This is a genomic window from Methylobacterium sp. UNC378MF, assembly GCF_900103195.1.
GTDB lineage: Bacteria > Pseudomonadota > Alphaproteobacteria > Rhizobiales > Beijerinckiaceae > Methylobacterium.
Map to the genome: position 1 here is coordinate 1 of NZ_FMWU01000016.1, position 15,015 is coordinate 15,015.

Below are 15,015 nucleotides of genomic sequence, written 5' to 3' on the forward strand. Positions count from 1 at the left end.
CCGGACGTGGTGCCGCGCGTTGTCGCTGGCGCGGACGCAGACGATGTAGCGATTGGGATCCAACGGCGCGAGTGCCGTGATCTGCCGCTCCAGCATGAGCTGGCCGTCGACCTCCGACAACCAGACCGGGTAGGGATCGTCCTCGGTCGGCGCGCTCGCGCCCGCGGCCAAGATGAGGATGTTCATGGCGCCGCCGCCTCGATCTCGGCGATCCGTCGGTCCACGTTCGAAAGCGTGACGTCAGCCGGTGTCCGGACGACGAGCAGGTGCGCCCCTGAAAGCCGCGCCGCCTTGATGCCGTGTTCGTTGTCCTCGAGGATCAGGGTCTCCTCCGGCGAGACGCCAAGGCGCTCCATGGCGGTCCGGTAGATTTCCGGGTCGGGCTTGGCCCGGGAGACATCCTCGTTCGACAGCATCAGGTCCAAGTGCGTGCTGAGGTTGGCGCGCTCCATCATCATGGTGACCGAGTCCCGGACGGAGTTCGAAGCCACCGCGAGCTTGATGCCGCGCGCCTTGAGACGCGCCAGGGCGAACTCGTGGGCGAAGGTCGGCCGGCACCGGGTGCTGACGATCTCCAGCGTGTAGGACTGCTTCAGCCGGTTGAGGAAACCGTGGAGGCCGCTCGGCAGGTTTTCGGTGGCCGTCAGGAGTTCGAGCTTCCTACGGGTCGGCAGACCGTCAAAAGTCGTCAAGTGATCGGTCCGGCTGATCTCCATGCCGAACAAACCGAGCGCGCGGTTCAGCGCCTCGTAATGCCAATCCTTGGCGTCGATCAGGACGCCGTCCATGTCGAAGATGACGGCCTTGATCATGGGCTGATCATACGATGAGCCCGATCAGGGAAATCGGTGCACAGGGTGATATCGCCGGGCATCGTTAGGAGCCAGTCCCAGACGCGGTGCGGGTCGCGCCCGTGCAGTTCCGGCGAGACCACGCAGACGGCCTTGCCGGCCGCCAGATGCCGTTCGATCACCGGCCTGTCGAACCAGTCGCCGCGGAAGCCGTCGAGCCACACCCCCTGCGCCGCGCCGTAGAGAATCGGCTCGGGCTCGACGTCGCTGTGGCGAGTGTAGAACGGCAGGCCGGCGCCCGCGTACCGGACCGTCTCCGGGCCCGACATGTCGAAGGCGAACCAAGAGATGCCGCGTCCCTCGAATGATCGTGCGAGCGCAGGCCCGATCCCATCAGCCTTGACGTTGACGGCGAGCGGCAGCCCGGTCCCGGAGAACAGGTCGAGCAGGACCTCCCAGGGCAGGGGCTCATCCTCCGGGGGATCGTGCGAGACAACCAGCCGGCCTGCGCGGTCTCGGACGTCGGTCTCGGTGCCGTAGCCGGCGGCGATCGTGCGCTCGAAGGCCGGGACGGTGTTCTTCTCGTCCGGCTGATGCCACCAGCCGCGATGGCTGATGATTCTCATGCGGCCGCGGCGTCCCGCGAGATCGGCAGGCTCAGGAATAGGTCCAGGTCCCCCGGCATGCCCAGCCCGTACATCCCGTCCGCCTCCCGGCCAATATTCATGTGCGCGATTCGGGCGCCGGCCTTGATCAGCTCCTCGTAGACGGGGGCGACGTAGAACTCGCCGTTGACGCGCTTGTCGGCCGCGATCATGCGCTTGGCCGCCTGGACGAAGTCGTCGCCGCGCCGGAAGTTGTAGATCCCCACAGTGGCCTCGTCGGAGATCGGCTGCTTCTCGACGACGCGCGTCACCCGACCGGCCTTGTCTAGGCCGACGAACGACCATTTCGGATCGTGCGCCGTCATGGTCATGATCAGGCCGTCAACCTCTGGGTCGTCGGTCTTGCTTAGGTAGTCGTCGATTGCGCAGTCGATGAACTGATCGCTGTTGGCGATCATCAGGGGGTTGCTGGAAAGATGCCGCTCGGCGAGGAGCACCGTGCAGGCCGCACCCTCGGTGACGCCGTCGATCGCGACGAGCTCGGCATTCGGCGCCCAGTCGGCGAGCTTACGATCCAGGCCGTAGGCTTCGACATGCTCGCGCTGGCAGATGAAGATGAAGCGGTGCGGACGCGTCGGGCGCAGGTTGCCGATGACCACCTTGATCATCGGGGTCTCGTGGATTGGGATCAGCGGCTTGGGCTGAGCATATCCGACGGACGCGAACCGGCTCCCCCGTCCAGCCATCGGTATGACGATATCGAGCATGATGGGCCGGCGGAGTCGAGAGCGTTCGAAGAGGTCGGGACGCCATAAGCGATCTGCCCGCGAGGCTCAAGGTGACCGGATCACGCGCCCGGCTCCGCAGTCTCCGACGTCATGGCCGATGGGATGTCGAACGGCGTGGCGTGGATCCGGTCCATGGCCGCCTCTCGCCTGATCGGCAGATTGGATATACGGCGGGATCAACACCCCGGTCCGGCCGGGAGATGCGGACGTGCCCTGTACCGCGGTGAGGCCGCGTTTGACGATAGAGCTGGCATGCGGGTTTCGTAGCGCGAATGCCAGCGCGAGCTCGGCGCTGCTGTCGGAGCCGAAGTGCAGAGACGGGATGCTATGACCGACCGTATCGGTTTGAAGACAGGATCGGATCGAAGCCTCGTGGCGGATGGGATCGCGCGGGCGATCTACGCATATGCCGGCCGGACGGGGCGCGCCGTCGGCCACGCGACCGTGCGCAAGGGCATGGCCCTCCTGCCCGCGCCCGTCGTTGAGACGATCACGCAGACCCTGTGTCGCGAATTCGCCAGCCGCGCCGGGACGCAGCCGTCACAGAGCGAACTTCGGCGGTTGGCCTTCCTTTACGGCGTGTTTCCGCGGGATCCGAACCTCATCGCGCTAACGTTCCGCGTGAACGTGTATCCCGACACCAACGCGCGCGCGATCGAGCATCTTCTCGCCCGCGTGACCCCCGACATGGACCGGCGCGACGACCTGAATGTCATGCGCCTCTTCTACGTCCACAAGACATCCCCGGCAGGGTTCGATCCGCAGCAGTTTCAGAGGATTACGTTCGACGCGATCCAGCACGATGGCATTCTGGTCGACATCTGGCGGGTTCTCTTCATCAAATTGGTGATGGAGAAGATGGACGCCGGCCCATTCGATAAATCGATCGTCCGGCACTATATCGAGATCGAGAACGATCCGAATATTTTATATTCGATCTTATACATATTGTTCGACAAATTCAATCGGCTCAACGATCTCGATGCTCTGGCAGCCGTCGTCGCGGTGGCGCAGTTCAAGAATTCTGCCGAGGGCTTCGCGATCGCGTATTTCTTCCTGGTGTCGTTCGGTTTCGAGGCGCAGGCGGAGGCGCTAGAGGAGTCGCACCGCGGTCTCCCGAACGCCCCGCTCCATCCCATGTCTATCAAGGGCCGGCTGGCGCCGCGGCCTGTCTCCGCCGCCTCGGACGACTGGGCGGCGGATGACCAGATCGATCCCGCCTACGCCGCCCTGACCTGGGCTTGGCGCGATGCCGAGCTTCAGAAGGTGGAGATCAGGACTCGGTTGGCGCGCCAGCCGCGCGCGGCGTCGCCGCAGGCTCCGGACACTCCGGCGAAGCCCCGCCTGCTGGTCGCGTTCTTCGGGCAAATGCGGTTTCCCGAGGCGACTCTGCCGGGCGTGCGCGACTGGATTCTGAACGACTTCGCCGCCCACGCCGCGGAGGTCGACCTGACCTTCGCGATCTGCACCTGGCGCGAGACCGGTGGCAAGGTGTTCTTGCCGGATGATCACATCGATACGATCGGCGGGTTCCTGTCGCCGCCGATCATCGCGCTCCTGAAGGGCCTCGGCTGCTGCACGATCTCGGATATCCGTCCGCATTGCCCGCGCGTCGTGAGCAAGATCCTCGATCAGGCGCATGTCAGCACGGAGATCGATGAGAGCCGGATCGCCCGCGACTTCCCGGGAGAGACGTATTTCGATGTCGACAGTGAGGCCGGCTACATGCGCGCGCTGGGCCAGATCATCGCGGAGGCGGTCGACGGCAACAAGATGCTGATGAATCAGGGGCGGATGATCTCGCGGATCAGCGCGGTGACGCAGATCCTGGCCACCATCGACCGGTCGCGCCCGGCGCCGACCCATGTCCTGTTCATCAGGCCGGACCTGTGCGACCTCTCCGGCTCGCTCGCCTCCGTCTTCCAGCAGATGCGAGGTCGGTCGAACTGGGCCGTGGTGGACCAGGATGCCTACGCGCAGGTCGTGGAGGGCGTCGGAGACCGCTTCATCCTGGCGGACAGGTTAGCCGCGGATGAGATCGCCGGGATCGGGCCGTATACGCGGCGGATCTTCGATGGCGTAGACCCTGAAAGTGCCCTGCGCCGGAAGCGCCTGGAGCCGCACCAGATGCTGCGGTCGCTGATGTTCGAGGCGAGCATTGACATCCGGACGGTGTCGCGCCGAACCGTCGGCTGGAACCTGTTCCGCGGCGCCGTCAATCCCGATACCGTCCTTGCGGAGCTGCGGGTCGACGTGGCCCATATGGCCGATGGCACCCTCAAGGAAGCGTTCACGGCGCGCCTGTAGTCCCGCCGTCCGAGTGCGGCCCAAGGTGCAGCGCCTGCGCCGTATGACCACGGGCCGGCTCCGGTCCGCAGTCAAGTGGCAATCACATCTGATCGTCGAAAGCGAGCTGCTCGATCGGGTAGTCGATCATCATCTGGCGGCGCTCCGGCGAGTTGTCCCACTCTCCGACCTTGGTGTACGCGCCCGCACGGTCCACGACTTCGACGATTTTGCCTATAGTGGGGATTCCCCTGAAGTGCTGAGGCCATCCGGACGCGAAGTAGTACACCTCCTCGACACGTTCGGAGAGATGGCAGACCCCGGGCCCGAATGTGCCGAGGCCGAACACCAAGTAGCGGCCGTTCACCAGGGCGGCGACGTCGTCAGCCAGCGTCCCGCTTTGCGTCTCCAGCGGGATGCCGAGCCCGACGATATATGCCTCGAGTTCGGAGATCACGGGGTTGAGCCGATTTTCGAACACCAGTTTGATGGAGGCGATGCCCTTCTCCGAAATCAGGCGCTCGATCACGAGCTTGTAGAACGCCAACGGCGGCTGCGGATAATGCGGCGCGACCCACGTGCTGAAGATGTCGCCAGACCGGATGTGGATCAGGAGCTGATCGTCGGGCTTCGTAGGAAACCGGGTCGGAAGCCGGTTGAATAGGGGGCGGATGTAGTTCGTGATGATATGGCGCGAGCGCTCTTGCTCCAGATCCCCGGCCAGCTTCTGGATTTGGACGTCGAAGAACATGCCCGACAAGAAATATCCGTCGGTCGGGAGCGGATGGGAGGCCGGGATGAAAGTAATGCCGCCGATCTCGCGCGGTTCGGCGTAATCGAGGACTTCGCTCCTGTCCCGGGCCGGGAGCTTGATGTATTTCAGCTTTAGCGCGACGCAGATGCCAATCGCTAGCAGACACTGGATGATGAAATTACCGAAGGCACCGTTCTCGTAGAGGTCGATGCCGACGATCGACAAGCTCCTCTGCTCCGGATGGCCGAGCAAGCGATACCCCCGGTAGAGATCGATGCCCGGCCGCTCGGACACCAAATCAAAATCTGCGTTCATGAGATTGCGCCAAACGATCAAATCGAAGGCGGAACGCTCGGTCCACACGCGCGTATTACCGGCGTCATCGGCAGCTAGGGCGGAGGTGGAAACGCGGATATAGCGGGTCCAGCTCGTCTCCGATGGAGCGATCAAGATCGATGCAATCGCGGCCGCACCGTCGGCCCGCGGGACGATTTCGGGGTACGTCCAGGTCTCGCCATCGTCCGAGAAGGCGATCCGAACCTCGGGTGTGTCCGCCACACCGGCCCGCGCGATCTCGATAGAGTGGACGGGGAAGCGGAGGCCCAGGTCGATCTGCCGCCAAACGCCGGCCTCGGTGGCTAACGATGGCGCGGCGATGTTCGGATCGACGACCGTCCACGCACCGTTCGGAGCGAGCGCGACAAGATCGCGATGAGAAGCTTGTTCGTCTGCCATCGACCCCGTTCCGTATGTCTCGCCTGACATCCCTCGTCGGGCTGACCGAGACCGAGTCCCGACCCGCTACATCGCCGGCCGCGCCGGCAGCCTCTGATCGTGCGGGTCGATGCAGGGCGACAATTCCACGCCGCGCACGCCGACGTTTCCCGCACCCGCGCGCCGTCTCTAATAGAGGCCGGCGTGGAGGTCGAGGGCTAGCTTCAGTGCGCACCTGCGTTGCGCACCCGATCGCTCCGCATGGACAGGCTGCATCGGTCGATGCGATATGTAACGCCGTTTCACCGTCGTCCGTATATGCGCGATCGTCGTCAATGCGGCTTACAGCCAGCCCAGGAAGCTGAGATCGAACAGGCATGCCCATCAAGATCGTCGACTTCGGCCAGAACAATCAGATCGATGCGGCGGACGGGTTCCTCGAGACGCAGAATGGAACCATCTTCTTCGAGCGCAGCAATAATCACGTCATCATCGGAAAAAATTCGAACAGTGACGACATTTATCTTCACTGCGGGTCCGACGCGACGGTCCATGTCGGAGATCACGTACGGCTGGCCAAGGCCAGGATGCACATCGTGGCGCCCACCAAGCTGATCGTGGCAGAATTCACATCGTTCGTCGGGAACGCGCAGATTTCGGCGCACGAGGCGGCTGAGATCACGTTCGGGCACAACTGCCTCATTGCCGACGAAGTGACCGTCTCGGTAAGTGACATGCACTCGGTCATCGATCTAGAAACTGGCGCGCGGATCAATCCTGCACGGCCAATCATGATTGGTCACCGCGTCTGGATCGGCGCTCGCTCGACTGTGCTGAAGGGCACGACAATCGGCGATGGATCCTTCATCGGCGCGCATTCGCTGGTGCGCGGCAGCTTCCCGCCCAATGTAATGGCTGGTGGCGTGCCGGCTAAAATAATCCGTACCGGTGTCACGTGGCGCACCGATCTGATTTAAGGACCTGGAAGTATGAGCTGTAGATGGCACTGTTTGTAGTAATTCTAGCGGCTAATGCTAAGCGTTCCCGCCGTGTGATCGCGTCTATATGAAAACGATAGATCCACTCAGTTGTCGGATGTGATAAGAGAGCTCTTGGAAGCCGTCATGACGCTCATTCGTCTTTTTCGTGGAACTGAACCTGGATCTGCGCCCGACCCAGGTAAGATGCGTCCTCGGGGACTCGCTGTAAACGTCGCTGATCGGACGATTTACTATCTCGACGCTAAAGGCAAGTTGGCATATTGGAAGGCGACCTCCATGCCAGACGAGCTTTGGGATCGTCTGGCAAATGGATTCGAAGTTCAACGCCGGGTTTAGCCGCATCTCAGAGTAATAGGAACGAGGCAGCCTTAAACACGAAGAGGCTTGTTTTGTCATGCAAAGGCGCCAAGAAGCGCGCTTTAGGGTATTATAGTGCGGTGCGATCGCTTCACCTCATGACGAGGATGTGAGGCTTTATGCAAAAAGCGTTCAAAATGCTTGCGCCGGATGAAAAATCTTATTGCGACAATAGGCGCTTGATGAGATCGTCCTGTGGCAAGCGTCCGCGTCTGAATGCTCAAGGTTCCGGCCGCCGAACCGCTACTTCTATTCCGACGTCGCGTGAGACGCCTATCGTGCAGACTTAAAGCCTGCACCTATTTTGAGATCAATGAAGCCAACCATTTTGCAGGCCCGAGAACGGCCTTAAGTGTTATAGTTCCGCCGCTCAGCCGTCGAGCCCGAGCATCAGCCCGAGATTTTGCACGGCTGCCCCGGAGGCGCCCTTGCCGAGATTATCGAGGCGCGCGACCAGCACCGCCTGCCCGTGCTCGGACGAGCCGAACACGCGCAGCTCCAGCCGGTCGGTGTCGTTGAGATCCTCCGGCTCGATCTTCTCGCGGTGCGCGCCGGTGGCGGCGCCCGGCACCACCTCCACCAGCCTCTGCCCGGCGTACCAGTCGCGCAGGGCCGCCTCGAGATTGGAGGCCGTGGGCCGGCCCGGCAGGGTGTCGAGGTGCAGCGGCACGCTCACCAGCATGCCCTGCCGGAAGTTGCCCACCGACGGCACGAAGATCGGCCGCCGGGTGAGGCCGCTGTAGCGCTGCAGCTCCGGCAGGTGCTTGTGGGCGAAGCCGAGGCCGTAGAGCTGGAACGGCGGCGCCGTGCCCTGCTCGTAGGCCTCGATCATGCTCTTGCCGCCGCCGCTATAGCCGCTGACCGCGTTGACGCTGATCGGGTGGTCGGCCGGGATCAGGCCGCCCTCCACCAGCGGGCGCAGGAGCGCGACGCCGCCGGTCGGGTAGCAGCCGGGATTGGCGACCCGCCGGGCGCGGGCCACCGCCGCCCCCTGCTCCCGGGTCAGCTCTGGGAAGCCGTAGGTCCAGCCCTCCGCGACCCGGTGGGCGGTGCTGGCGTCGAGGACGCGGGGGCCACCGCCGGGCAGGCTGTCGGCCAGCGCCACGGTCTCCTTGGCGGCCTCGTCCGGCAGGCAGAGCACGACGAGGTCGACCTCGGCGAGGAGCGCGCGCTTCGCCGCCGGATCCTTGCGGTGCTCCGGCGCGATGCTGCGCAGGGCGACCCGCCCGTCGCGCTCCAGGCGCTCGCGGATGCCGAGACCGGTGGTGCCGGCCTCGCCGTCGATGAACACGGTGGGCTTCGTCGCGCCTGCGCCAGACATCGTCCGTCTCGCTCTCTCAAACATGCCTTGCCGCCCGAGTCGGGCACCGCGGCCGGGGATCAGGTGCGCGCGGTGCGACAGCCTGTCAACGACCACGCCGCGGCCTGAAAACGCGAAAGGGCGGCTCCCGCAGGAACCGCCCTCTCCGTGACACCGGTGTGACCGGATATCAGCGCTTCGAGAACTGGAAGCTGCGGCGGGCCTTCTTGCGGCCGTACTTCTTACGCTCGACCACGCGGGCGTCGCGCGTGAGGAAGCCCTCGCGCTTCAGCGGGCCGCGCAGCTCCGGCTCGTAGTAGGTCAGCGCCTTCGAGAGACCGTGGCGCACCGCGCCGGCCTGGCCCGAGAGGCCGCCACCCGCCACGGTGACAGTGATGTCGTACTGGTCGACGCGGCCGGCGATCTCCAGCGGCTGGCGCAGGATCATGCGCAGCACCGGACGGGCGAAATAGGTCTCCACCGGGCGCTTGTTGACCGTGACGGTGCCGTTGCCGGGCTTGATCCAGACGCGGGCGACCGCGTCCTTGCGCTTGCCGGTGGCGTAAGCCCGGCCCTGCGCGTCCAGCTTCTGGACGTGGACGGGGGCTTCGTTGGCCGGATCGACCGCGCCGGTGTTCGACCGGTTGAGGTCGGCGAGAGACTGCAGGGTCGCCATGATCAAGCGCTCACGTTCTTGCGGTTGAGGGCGCCGACATCGAGCGCCTGCGGCTGCTGGGCCTCATGCGGGTGCTCGGAGCCCTTGTAGACGCGGAGGTTGCCGAGGATCTGGCGGAAGAGCGGGCCGCGGGGCAGCATGCGCTCGACGGCCTTCTCCACCACGCGCTCGGGGAAGCGCCCCTCGAGGATGAACTTGGCCGTGCGCTCCTTGATCCCACCCGGATAGCCGGTGTGATAGTAGTAGCGCTTCTGGACGTACTTGCGGCCGGTGAACTTCACCTTGTCCGCATTGACGACGATGACATGGTCGCCGCAATCGACGTGGGGCGTGTAGGCAGCCTTGTGCTTGCCGCGCAGGCGCATCGCCACGATCGACGCAAGGCGGCCGACGACGAGGCCCTCCGCGTCGATCACGATCCACTTCTTGTCGACCTCGGCGGGCTTCAGCGAGGTGGTCTTCATAGCCAAATCCCAGGGGTTCCGACGGACCGGCCCCCGACGCGTCGGGATCCGCGGACATCGGGGTGCCGAAAAACGAGCCGCCGCGTGGGGCACACGCGGCGGCGGTGCCGGGTGCATAGACGGACCCGCGGGTTCGGTCAACACCGAAATGCGGAGTCGCAAAAAATCTAGACTTTTGAACCGTTTAACTGGTGAGGTATCAGAATACCTTTAGCTGTCGGTGCGCCGGCCCCGCTCCGCGATGGTGAGCTTCTGGACGCCACGGGCAGCGAGCACCGGCTTCTTCGCACTGAGGATCCGGGAATTCACCCCGGTCCAGCCGATCTCGCCGGAGAGGCGGCCATACTCGATCTTTGGACAGCGGTTCATGATCACCGTGAGCCCACATGCTTCGGCCCGGGCGGCGGCGGCATCGTCGCGCACGCCGAGCTGCATCCAGATCACCTTCGGCAGCGGCGTCAGCGCCAGCGCCTCGTCGACCAGCGGCCCGGCCGCGGCGGAGTTGCGGAAGATCTCGACCATGTCGATCGGCTGGTCGCCCTGCGCGGCCTGGACCTCGGCCAGGGAGGCCATCACCCGGCGTCCGAGCAGATCCTGGCCGGCGAGACCCGGATTGACCGGTGTCACTGCGTAGCCGCGGTCGAGCAGATATTTCAGGACGATCCAGCTCGGGCGCGCGGGGTTCGCCGAGGCGCCGACCAGCGCGATCGTGCGCGTGCCGTTCAGGATGGTGCGGATCTGCGCGTCCGGGTAGCGGGCGTGCCGCTCCGCGAGCGCCGCCGCATCGCTGGGCGCGGGCGGCCGGTTGTCGTGGCCCGTCTCGTCCATGGCGTGTTCCCTCGTCGTCCGGATGATCGCGGGTCGTGCGGCGTTTATCGCCGCGTTCCGTGCCGCGCTTCTTGCCGAGTCTATGGCCGCGCGTCTCGTCGCTGTCCCGGCCTCGGCGCGGCCGCCGTCACAGCCGCCAGACCTCGTAGCCCAGCCGCGCGAACGGCGCCTTCTCGAAGAGCGCCTTCACGTCCACGATCAGGCCGCCGGGCTTCACCCGGGCAGCGATCGCCTCCGGGCCGAGGCCGGCATAGTCGCGGTGCGGGACGGCGATCACGGCCGCGTCCGCGTCGGCGGGCAGGTCGGCCCAGTCGACGAGGTCGATGCCGTACTCGGCCCGGGCCTCCGCCTCGCTGGCGCGGGGATCGTGGACCGACACGGCGCAGCCGAATTCCTGGAGCTCCCGCACGAGGTCGGCGACCTTCGAGTTGCGCAGGTCCGCGCAGTTCTCCTTGAAGGTCAGACCGAGGACGATGACCCGCGCCCGCCCCGTCCCGCCGCGCCGGACGATCCGCTTCACCGTGCTGCGGGCGACGTGGGCCGCCATGCTGTCGTTGATCCGCCGCCCGGCCAGGATCACCTGCGGGTGGTAGCCGATCATCGCGGCCTTGTGGGTGAGGTAATAGGGGTCGACGCCGATGCAGTGGCCGCCGACCAACCCGGGGCGGAATGGCAGGAAGTTCCACTTGGTCCCGGCCGCCGCGAGGACCTCCTGCGTGTCGAGGTCGAGCTTGTCGAAGATGAGCGACAGCTCGTTCATGAGCGCGATGTTCAGGTCGCGCTGGGTGTTCTCGATGACCTTGGCGGCCTCCGCCACCCGGATGGACGAGGCGGCGTGGAGCCCCGCCTCGATGATCGACCCGTAGAGGGCCTTCAGCCGCTCCAGGGTCTCGGGTGTGTCGCCCGCGACGATCTTCACCACCTTGGCGAGGCCGTGCTCCCGGTCGCCCGGATTGATCCGCTCCGGCGAGTAGCCGACGAAGAAATCCCTCTTCCAGCGCAGGCCCGAGGACCGCTCCAGGACGGGGATGCAGACCTCCTCGGTGGCGCCGGGATAGACGGTGGATTCGAACACCACGGTCGCGCCCGGCCGCATGTGCCGCCCGACGAGGTCGGAGGCCCGGATCAGCAGGTCGAAATCGGGACTCTGGGCCGCATCGACCGGGGTCGGGACCGTGACGACGATCACGTCCGCCGCGCCCAGCGCGGCCGGGTCGTCGGTGATCGCGAGGTGCGCGGCGGCCCGGAACGCCTCCGCGTCGATCTCGCCGGCCGGGTCGCGCCCGGCCCGGTAGGCCGCCACCTTGTCGGCGTCGCGCTCGTAGCCGATCGTGACCCGCCCCCGGCCGAACGCCAGGGCGAGCGGGAGCCCGACATAGCCCAGGCCGACGATTGCCACGCTGTCCGCCACGCCGGATCCCTCTGCGGGCTCAGAAGGCGCCAATGACGATCCGGCCGCCGGGCGCGTATAGGGGCGGCCCGCGCCGGCGTCGACTCACATCGGCCCGCGCGGAGCGCTGGCCCGGACTGCGCACGGGGTGAGACCATGGGGCGTGACAATGCCTGATCTCCGCTGGACCGAGGGGCCGGTCCACTGCACCGACCTCGTCGACGGGACCGGCAAGGTCTTCGGCTACGTCGGCCCGTGCGCCGCGGGCACACGCGGCTACGTCGTCCAGTCCGGGTCGGAATGGCCGCCGCGCCCGGCCGCCTTCACCGATCACTCCGCGGCCGCGGCGGCCCGCGCCTGGGTCGAGGCCGAGGTCGCCGCGCGCGCCTTCCGGCCCATCCGCATCCTCCGGGAGGACGTTGCCCGGGAGGACGGCGCGCCGGAGGCCTGATCGCCTGGCGCGGTTCAGGAACTCGTCAGGTTCGCTCGGCTTTGTTGTGGCGTGGAGTGGAGGCGCGCGATGGCCGAAATCTGCATCATGGAAAACCAGAACGGACGGTGGACCGTCTACACCGCCGGACTGGTAGTGACCGATCTGACGCGCGAGGCCGCCGAGGCCTTCGCGGCAAGCTACCGCCGCGTCACGGCCGGCTGAGCGACGGGCCTTTCCGGCCCGCGGGGCGGCCTCCCGTAGCGCCGGCGCGTTCGGGCTCCGGGGCGCACCGTGCTATGAGGTCCGCCGAGCCCCGATCGCCCAGTCGCGGGCAATGAGGTCGATCATCATGCGCCTGTTCATCCTCGCCGCCGCCCTGCTGGCGCTGCCCGCTCCCGCCTCGGCGCTGTGCCGCTGCACGTGCATCCGGGGCGAGATGAAGGCGATCTGCCAGGAGACCGACCTCACGGTCCCGATCTGCCAGGGACTCTGCGAGACCACGATCCGGCAGGACCGGGTCGTCATCCCGCTGGCCGGCGGCCGGCAGGCCTTCGAGCCGGCCCAGTCCACCAACCCTGCGCCGGGGGGCCTCGTGTCGCCCGATCTCAGCCTAGACACCAACCCGAATGGCACCCAGCTCGGAACGCCGAGCCAGCTCTCCGGTAGCGTGGGGTCGAGCTTATCCTCTGGCGGCGGATCGAGCTCGCTCTCAGGCAGCGGGCGCTGAGCCGCGAAAAAGCCCCGCGCGGCGAGTGCCGGCGGGGCTGAAGGTTGAGGACGCCCGGTGCGTTACGCCGAGCGACTGCGCCCAGAGTAGCATGATCCCGCGCGTTGGGAAGCTCTCGCGAAGAGAAACCAAGGTTAATTTTGCCGGCCGCTCTTAAAACAACGACAAATCCCCCGCTCGGCCGGGCCGGGCGAGGTTGATCGCAGCGGAAGCGCGGCGAGAGACCGCGCGTATCCTTGGTCTGGGACCTGTTCGAACTAGGACTGGGTCTTCAGATAGGCGATGAGGTCGTTGATCTTCTTGTCGTCCGCGATGCCCTGGAAGATCATCTTGTTGCCGGGCACTTTCGTCTTCGGGTTTTTCAGCCACTCGTGCAGATTGGCCTCGTCCCAGGTGATGCCGGAGTTCTTGAGAGCGGCGGAGTAGTTGTAGCCCTCGTAGGTGCCCGCCTTGCGGCCGACGACGCCCTTCAGGTCCGGACCCACGCCGTTCTTCTGGAAGTTGTGGCACGCCTTGCAGGGCGCGAACGCCTTCTCACCGGCCGCGGCATCGCCGGCGTCCTGGGCCTGCGCCGCGAGAGGCATGACAACGGCGAGAACTGCGCCGATTGCGAGTATACGCATGTATTAACCCCAATCCAGAAGATAAGCTTCGCGTTTCTGGCAGAAAAAACGCGCAATGCAAGCGAAAAAATCTGAGACTGCGCGCAGATTATATTGTGCGCTGCCTCAGATCATCTCGAAGCTCGTGCCGGCCGCGATGACAGGTCTTCGGTGGCCGGTCGCCGCCCGGTGGCGGGCGCGACGCCCGCGCACAGCCCGTCGCGCCCGCGGAGGGGCGCGGACTAGTCGGAGCCGGCAAACCTGAGAATTCTTCCAAGTTTCGCATGTCGGGATGTTGACGTGCGCCGAGGCGCGATAATCCATCCCGTGTCGGAAAACCCGTCACGCTGTCGAAGCCGGGGGCGATGCGCACGAAGAAGAGCCTGCCGCAGTGAGCCGTGCTTGGTTTTCGGGGAGGCCTCAGTTGGTACTGCTGGTGACCGAGCAGGATCGGTGCGCGCGCAGTAATGCTGCTTCGTTCGGTAGTGGGTCTGCGGCGATGCGCGCAGACGTCGAAGTCGCGCTAGGCTTGGCTTCCAGGGCAGCATGGCCGATGACGACGCTGATGTCGAAATGGGACCCCGGCGAGCCAAATGTCCGACGACTTGCAGAAGGTACCGATTGAGCGTGTGAACTGGGTGCGCTGGGACGGGAGCGAACTCGTGGTCAGCCTCGTCACGATGGGTCGGTCACTCGCGTTCGGCTTCAAGCCGGAGGCGGCACATAGCCTTTTTGAGGGCATCGTGAAGACGCTGCGCGAGCAGGCTGACGAGGCGATCCCGGCGAACACGGCTGGTTCGGACGAACCAGCTGCTGGCTGAGATCTCCACTCGATGAGGCGGAGCGGTGATGCATGGCCATGAAGGACTGCGCACGCCGCATTCGTTCGCCGCTCAGGACTGCTCGTGATAGAAATAGAACCCGTGGCTGAGTTCGGCGTTGATGATAGTTCATCTAGGGAATGGCCGATGTCCTTCATCGACGAGATCAGAAACGACCTGGCGGGGTGGTTTGCACGTGCCCGCGCGGAGCCGGAGGACGCACTGGTGAGCACGCCGGGCCTGTCGCTGTCCGCCGATGATGCCGAGCGCCTGGAGGAGGTCGTGTCGGGCAAAAGCCCGAGCTATGGGAGGCCCCTCATTTCAGCTGGAGCGGCCGCCATGGGCAGAGCCGAGCCGGATGGCGATCGGTGGGCGCGAGCGAACGCCGCGCGCATCACCGGCGAACGGTTGGGCGCGTTCACAAGTGGGCGTGATCAGCGCGATGAAAAGGGTCGACGGGCGGGCTGATCGCGCCGCT

18 protein-coding genes are annotated in these 15,015 nt (G+C 65.7%); 7 read left to right on the forward strand and 11 right to left on the reverse strand.

Features of this window, described 5'->3' with window-relative positions; all coding sequences use genetic code 11:
• The 4 genes from BLT59_RS17295 to BLT59_RS17310 form a co-directional block, all read right to left on the reverse strand.
• Positions 1 to 186 (reverse strand): glycosyltransferase family protein (locus tag BLT59_RS17295; protein WP_139174063.1); only part of this gene is annotated, 186 nt, incomplete at its 3' end.
• Positions 183 to 812 (reverse strand): HAD family hydrolase, encoded by a 630-nt coding sequence (locus BLT59_RS17300; RefSeq protein ID WP_091782827.1) that lies wholly within the window; start codon positions 810 to 812, stop codon positions 183 to 185. The genes BLT59_RS17300 and BLT59_RS17295, both read right to left, overlap by 4 nt.
• The gene (locus BLT59_RS17305; RefSeq protein ID WP_091782829.1) at positions 809 to 1,417 is read right to left on the reverse strand and encodes a PI-PLC domain-containing protein; all 609 of its coding nucleotides are present in this window, start codon (positions 1,415 to 1,417) and stop codon (positions 809 to 811) included. Before BLT59_RS17305 ends, BLT59_RS17300 begins: the two co-directional genes overlap by 4 nt.
• Complete coding sequence (locus BLT59_RS17310; RefSeq protein ID WP_091782832.1) at positions 1,414 to 2,163, reverse strand: glycosyltransferase family 2 protein; 750 nt, start codon at positions 2,161 to 2,163, stop codon at positions 1,414 to 1,416. The genes BLT59_RS17305 and BLT59_RS17310 overlap by 4 nt, the downstream gene beginning before the upstream one ends.
• Before the next feature lie 348 nt (positions 2,164 to 2,511).
• On the opposite strand from BLT59_RS17310, the gene BLT59_RS17315 reads away from it, so the two are divergent.
• Complete coding sequence (locus BLT59_RS17315) at positions 2,512 to 4,491, forward strand: hypothetical protein (RefSeq protein ID WP_091782836.1); 1,980 nt, start codon at positions 2,512 to 2,514, stop codon at positions 4,489 to 4,491.
• Positions 4,492 to 4,573: 82 nt separating this feature from the next.
• Here the strand turns inward: BLT59_RS17315 and BLT59_RS17320 are convergent, their stop codons facing one another.
• Positions 4,574 to 5,959 carry a discoidin/SUN/FTP domain-containing protein gene (locus BLT59_RS17320; protein WP_091782839.1) on the reverse strand — a complete coding sequence of 462 codons (1,386 nt, stop codon included), beginning with the start codon at positions 5,957 to 5,959 and terminating at the stop codon, positions 4,574 to 4,576.
• A 356-nt stretch (positions 5,960 to 6,315) separates the two neighbouring features.
• Here BLT59_RS17320 and BLT59_RS17325 point away from each other — a divergent pair, with 356 nt between their 5' ends.
• On the forward strand, positions 6,316 to 6,915 hold the full coding sequence (locus tag BLT59_RS17325) for an acyltransferase (RefSeq protein WP_091782842.1): 600 nt from the start codon (positions 6,316 to 6,318) through the stop codon (positions 6,913 to 6,915).
• Between the two features lie 751 nt (positions 6,916 to 7,666).
• On the opposite strand, the gene argC is transcribed toward BLT59_RS17325, so the two are convergent.
• The 5 genes from argC to BLT59_RS17350 form a co-directional block, all read right to left on the reverse strand.
• Complete coding sequence (argC, locus tag BLT59_RS17330; protein WP_091782845.1) at positions 7,667 to 8,617, reverse strand: N-acetyl-gamma-glutamyl-phosphate reductase; 951 nt, start codon at positions 8,615 to 8,617, stop codon at positions 7,667 to 7,669.
• A 169-nt stretch (positions 8,618 to 8,786) separates the two neighbouring features.
• Positions 8,787 to 9,272, reverse strand: a complete 486-nt coding sequence (gene rpsI, locus BLT59_RS17335; RefSeq protein ID WP_091782848.1) for a 30S ribosomal protein S9 — start codon at positions 9,270 to 9,272, stop codon at positions 8,787 to 8,789.
• Between the two features lie 2 nt (positions 9,273 to 9,274).
• Positions 9,275 to 9,736 carry a 50S ribosomal protein L13 gene (gene rplM / locus BLT59_RS17340; RefSeq protein WP_043356851.1) on the reverse strand — a complete coding sequence of 154 codons (462 nt, stop codon included), beginning with the start codon at positions 9,734 to 9,736 and terminating at the stop codon, positions 9,275 to 9,277.
• Between the two features lie 210 nt (positions 9,737 to 9,946).
• Positions 9,947 to 10,564 carry a CoA-binding protein gene (locus BLT59_RS17345; protein WP_091782851.1) on the reverse strand — a complete coding sequence of 206 codons (618 nt, stop codon included), beginning with the start codon at positions 10,562 to 10,564 and terminating at the stop codon, positions 9,947 to 9,949.
• Positions 10,565 to 10,691: 127 nt separating this feature from the next.
• A complete protein-coding gene (locus BLT59_RS17350; RefSeq protein ID WP_091782854.1) occupies positions 10,692 to 11,975 on the reverse strand; it encodes a nucleotide sugar dehydrogenase in 1,284 nt (427 codons plus the stop codon).
• 148 nt (positions 11,976 to 12,123) lie between these two features.
• On the opposite strand from BLT59_RS17350, the gene BLT59_RS17355 reads away from it, so the two are divergent.
• The 3 genes from BLT59_RS17355 (at position 12,124) to BLT59_RS17360 (ending at position 13,114) form a co-directional block, all read left to right on the forward strand.
• Positions 12,124 to 12,405 (forward strand): hypothetical protein, encoded by a 282-nt coding sequence (locus BLT59_RS17355; protein ID WP_091782857.1) that lies wholly within the window; start codon positions 12,124 to 12,126, stop codon positions 12,403 to 12,405.
• Between the two features lie 69 nt (positions 12,406 to 12,474).
• Entirely contained in the window at positions 12,475 to 12,609 is a 135-nt protein-coding gene (locus BLT59_RS32170) for a hypothetical protein (RefSeq protein ID WP_280141059.1), read from the forward strand.
• Between the two features lie 127 nt (positions 12,610 to 12,736).
• The gene (locus tag BLT59_RS17360; RefSeq protein ID WP_244514032.1) at positions 12,737 to 13,114 is read left to right on the forward strand and encodes a hypothetical protein; all 378 of its coding nucleotides are present in this window, start codon (positions 12,737 to 12,739) and stop codon (positions 13,112 to 13,114) included.
• 257 nt (positions 13,115 to 13,371) lie between these two features.
• Here the strand turns inward: BLT59_RS17360 and BLT59_RS17365 are convergent, their stop codons facing one another.
• Complete coding sequence (locus tag BLT59_RS17365; protein ID WP_091782866.1) at positions 13,372 to 13,737, reverse strand: c-type cytochrome; 366 nt, start codon at positions 13,735 to 13,737, stop codon at positions 13,372 to 13,374.
• A 572-nt stretch (positions 13,738 to 14,309) separates the two neighbouring features.
• On the opposite strand from BLT59_RS17365, the gene BLT59_RS17370 reads away from it, so the two are divergent.
• Positions 14,310 to 14,537 (forward strand): hypothetical protein, encoded by a 228-nt coding sequence (locus BLT59_RS17370; RefSeq protein WP_091782869.1) that lies wholly within the window; start codon positions 14,310 to 14,312, stop codon positions 14,535 to 14,537.
• A gap of 147 nt (positions 14,538 to 14,684) precedes the next feature.
• A complete protein-coding gene (locus tag BLT59_RS17375; RefSeq protein ID WP_091782872.1) occupies positions 14,685 to 15,005 on the forward strand; it encodes a hypothetical protein in 321 nt (106 codons plus the stop codon).
• Positions 15,006 to 15,015 lie beyond the last annotated feature (10 nt).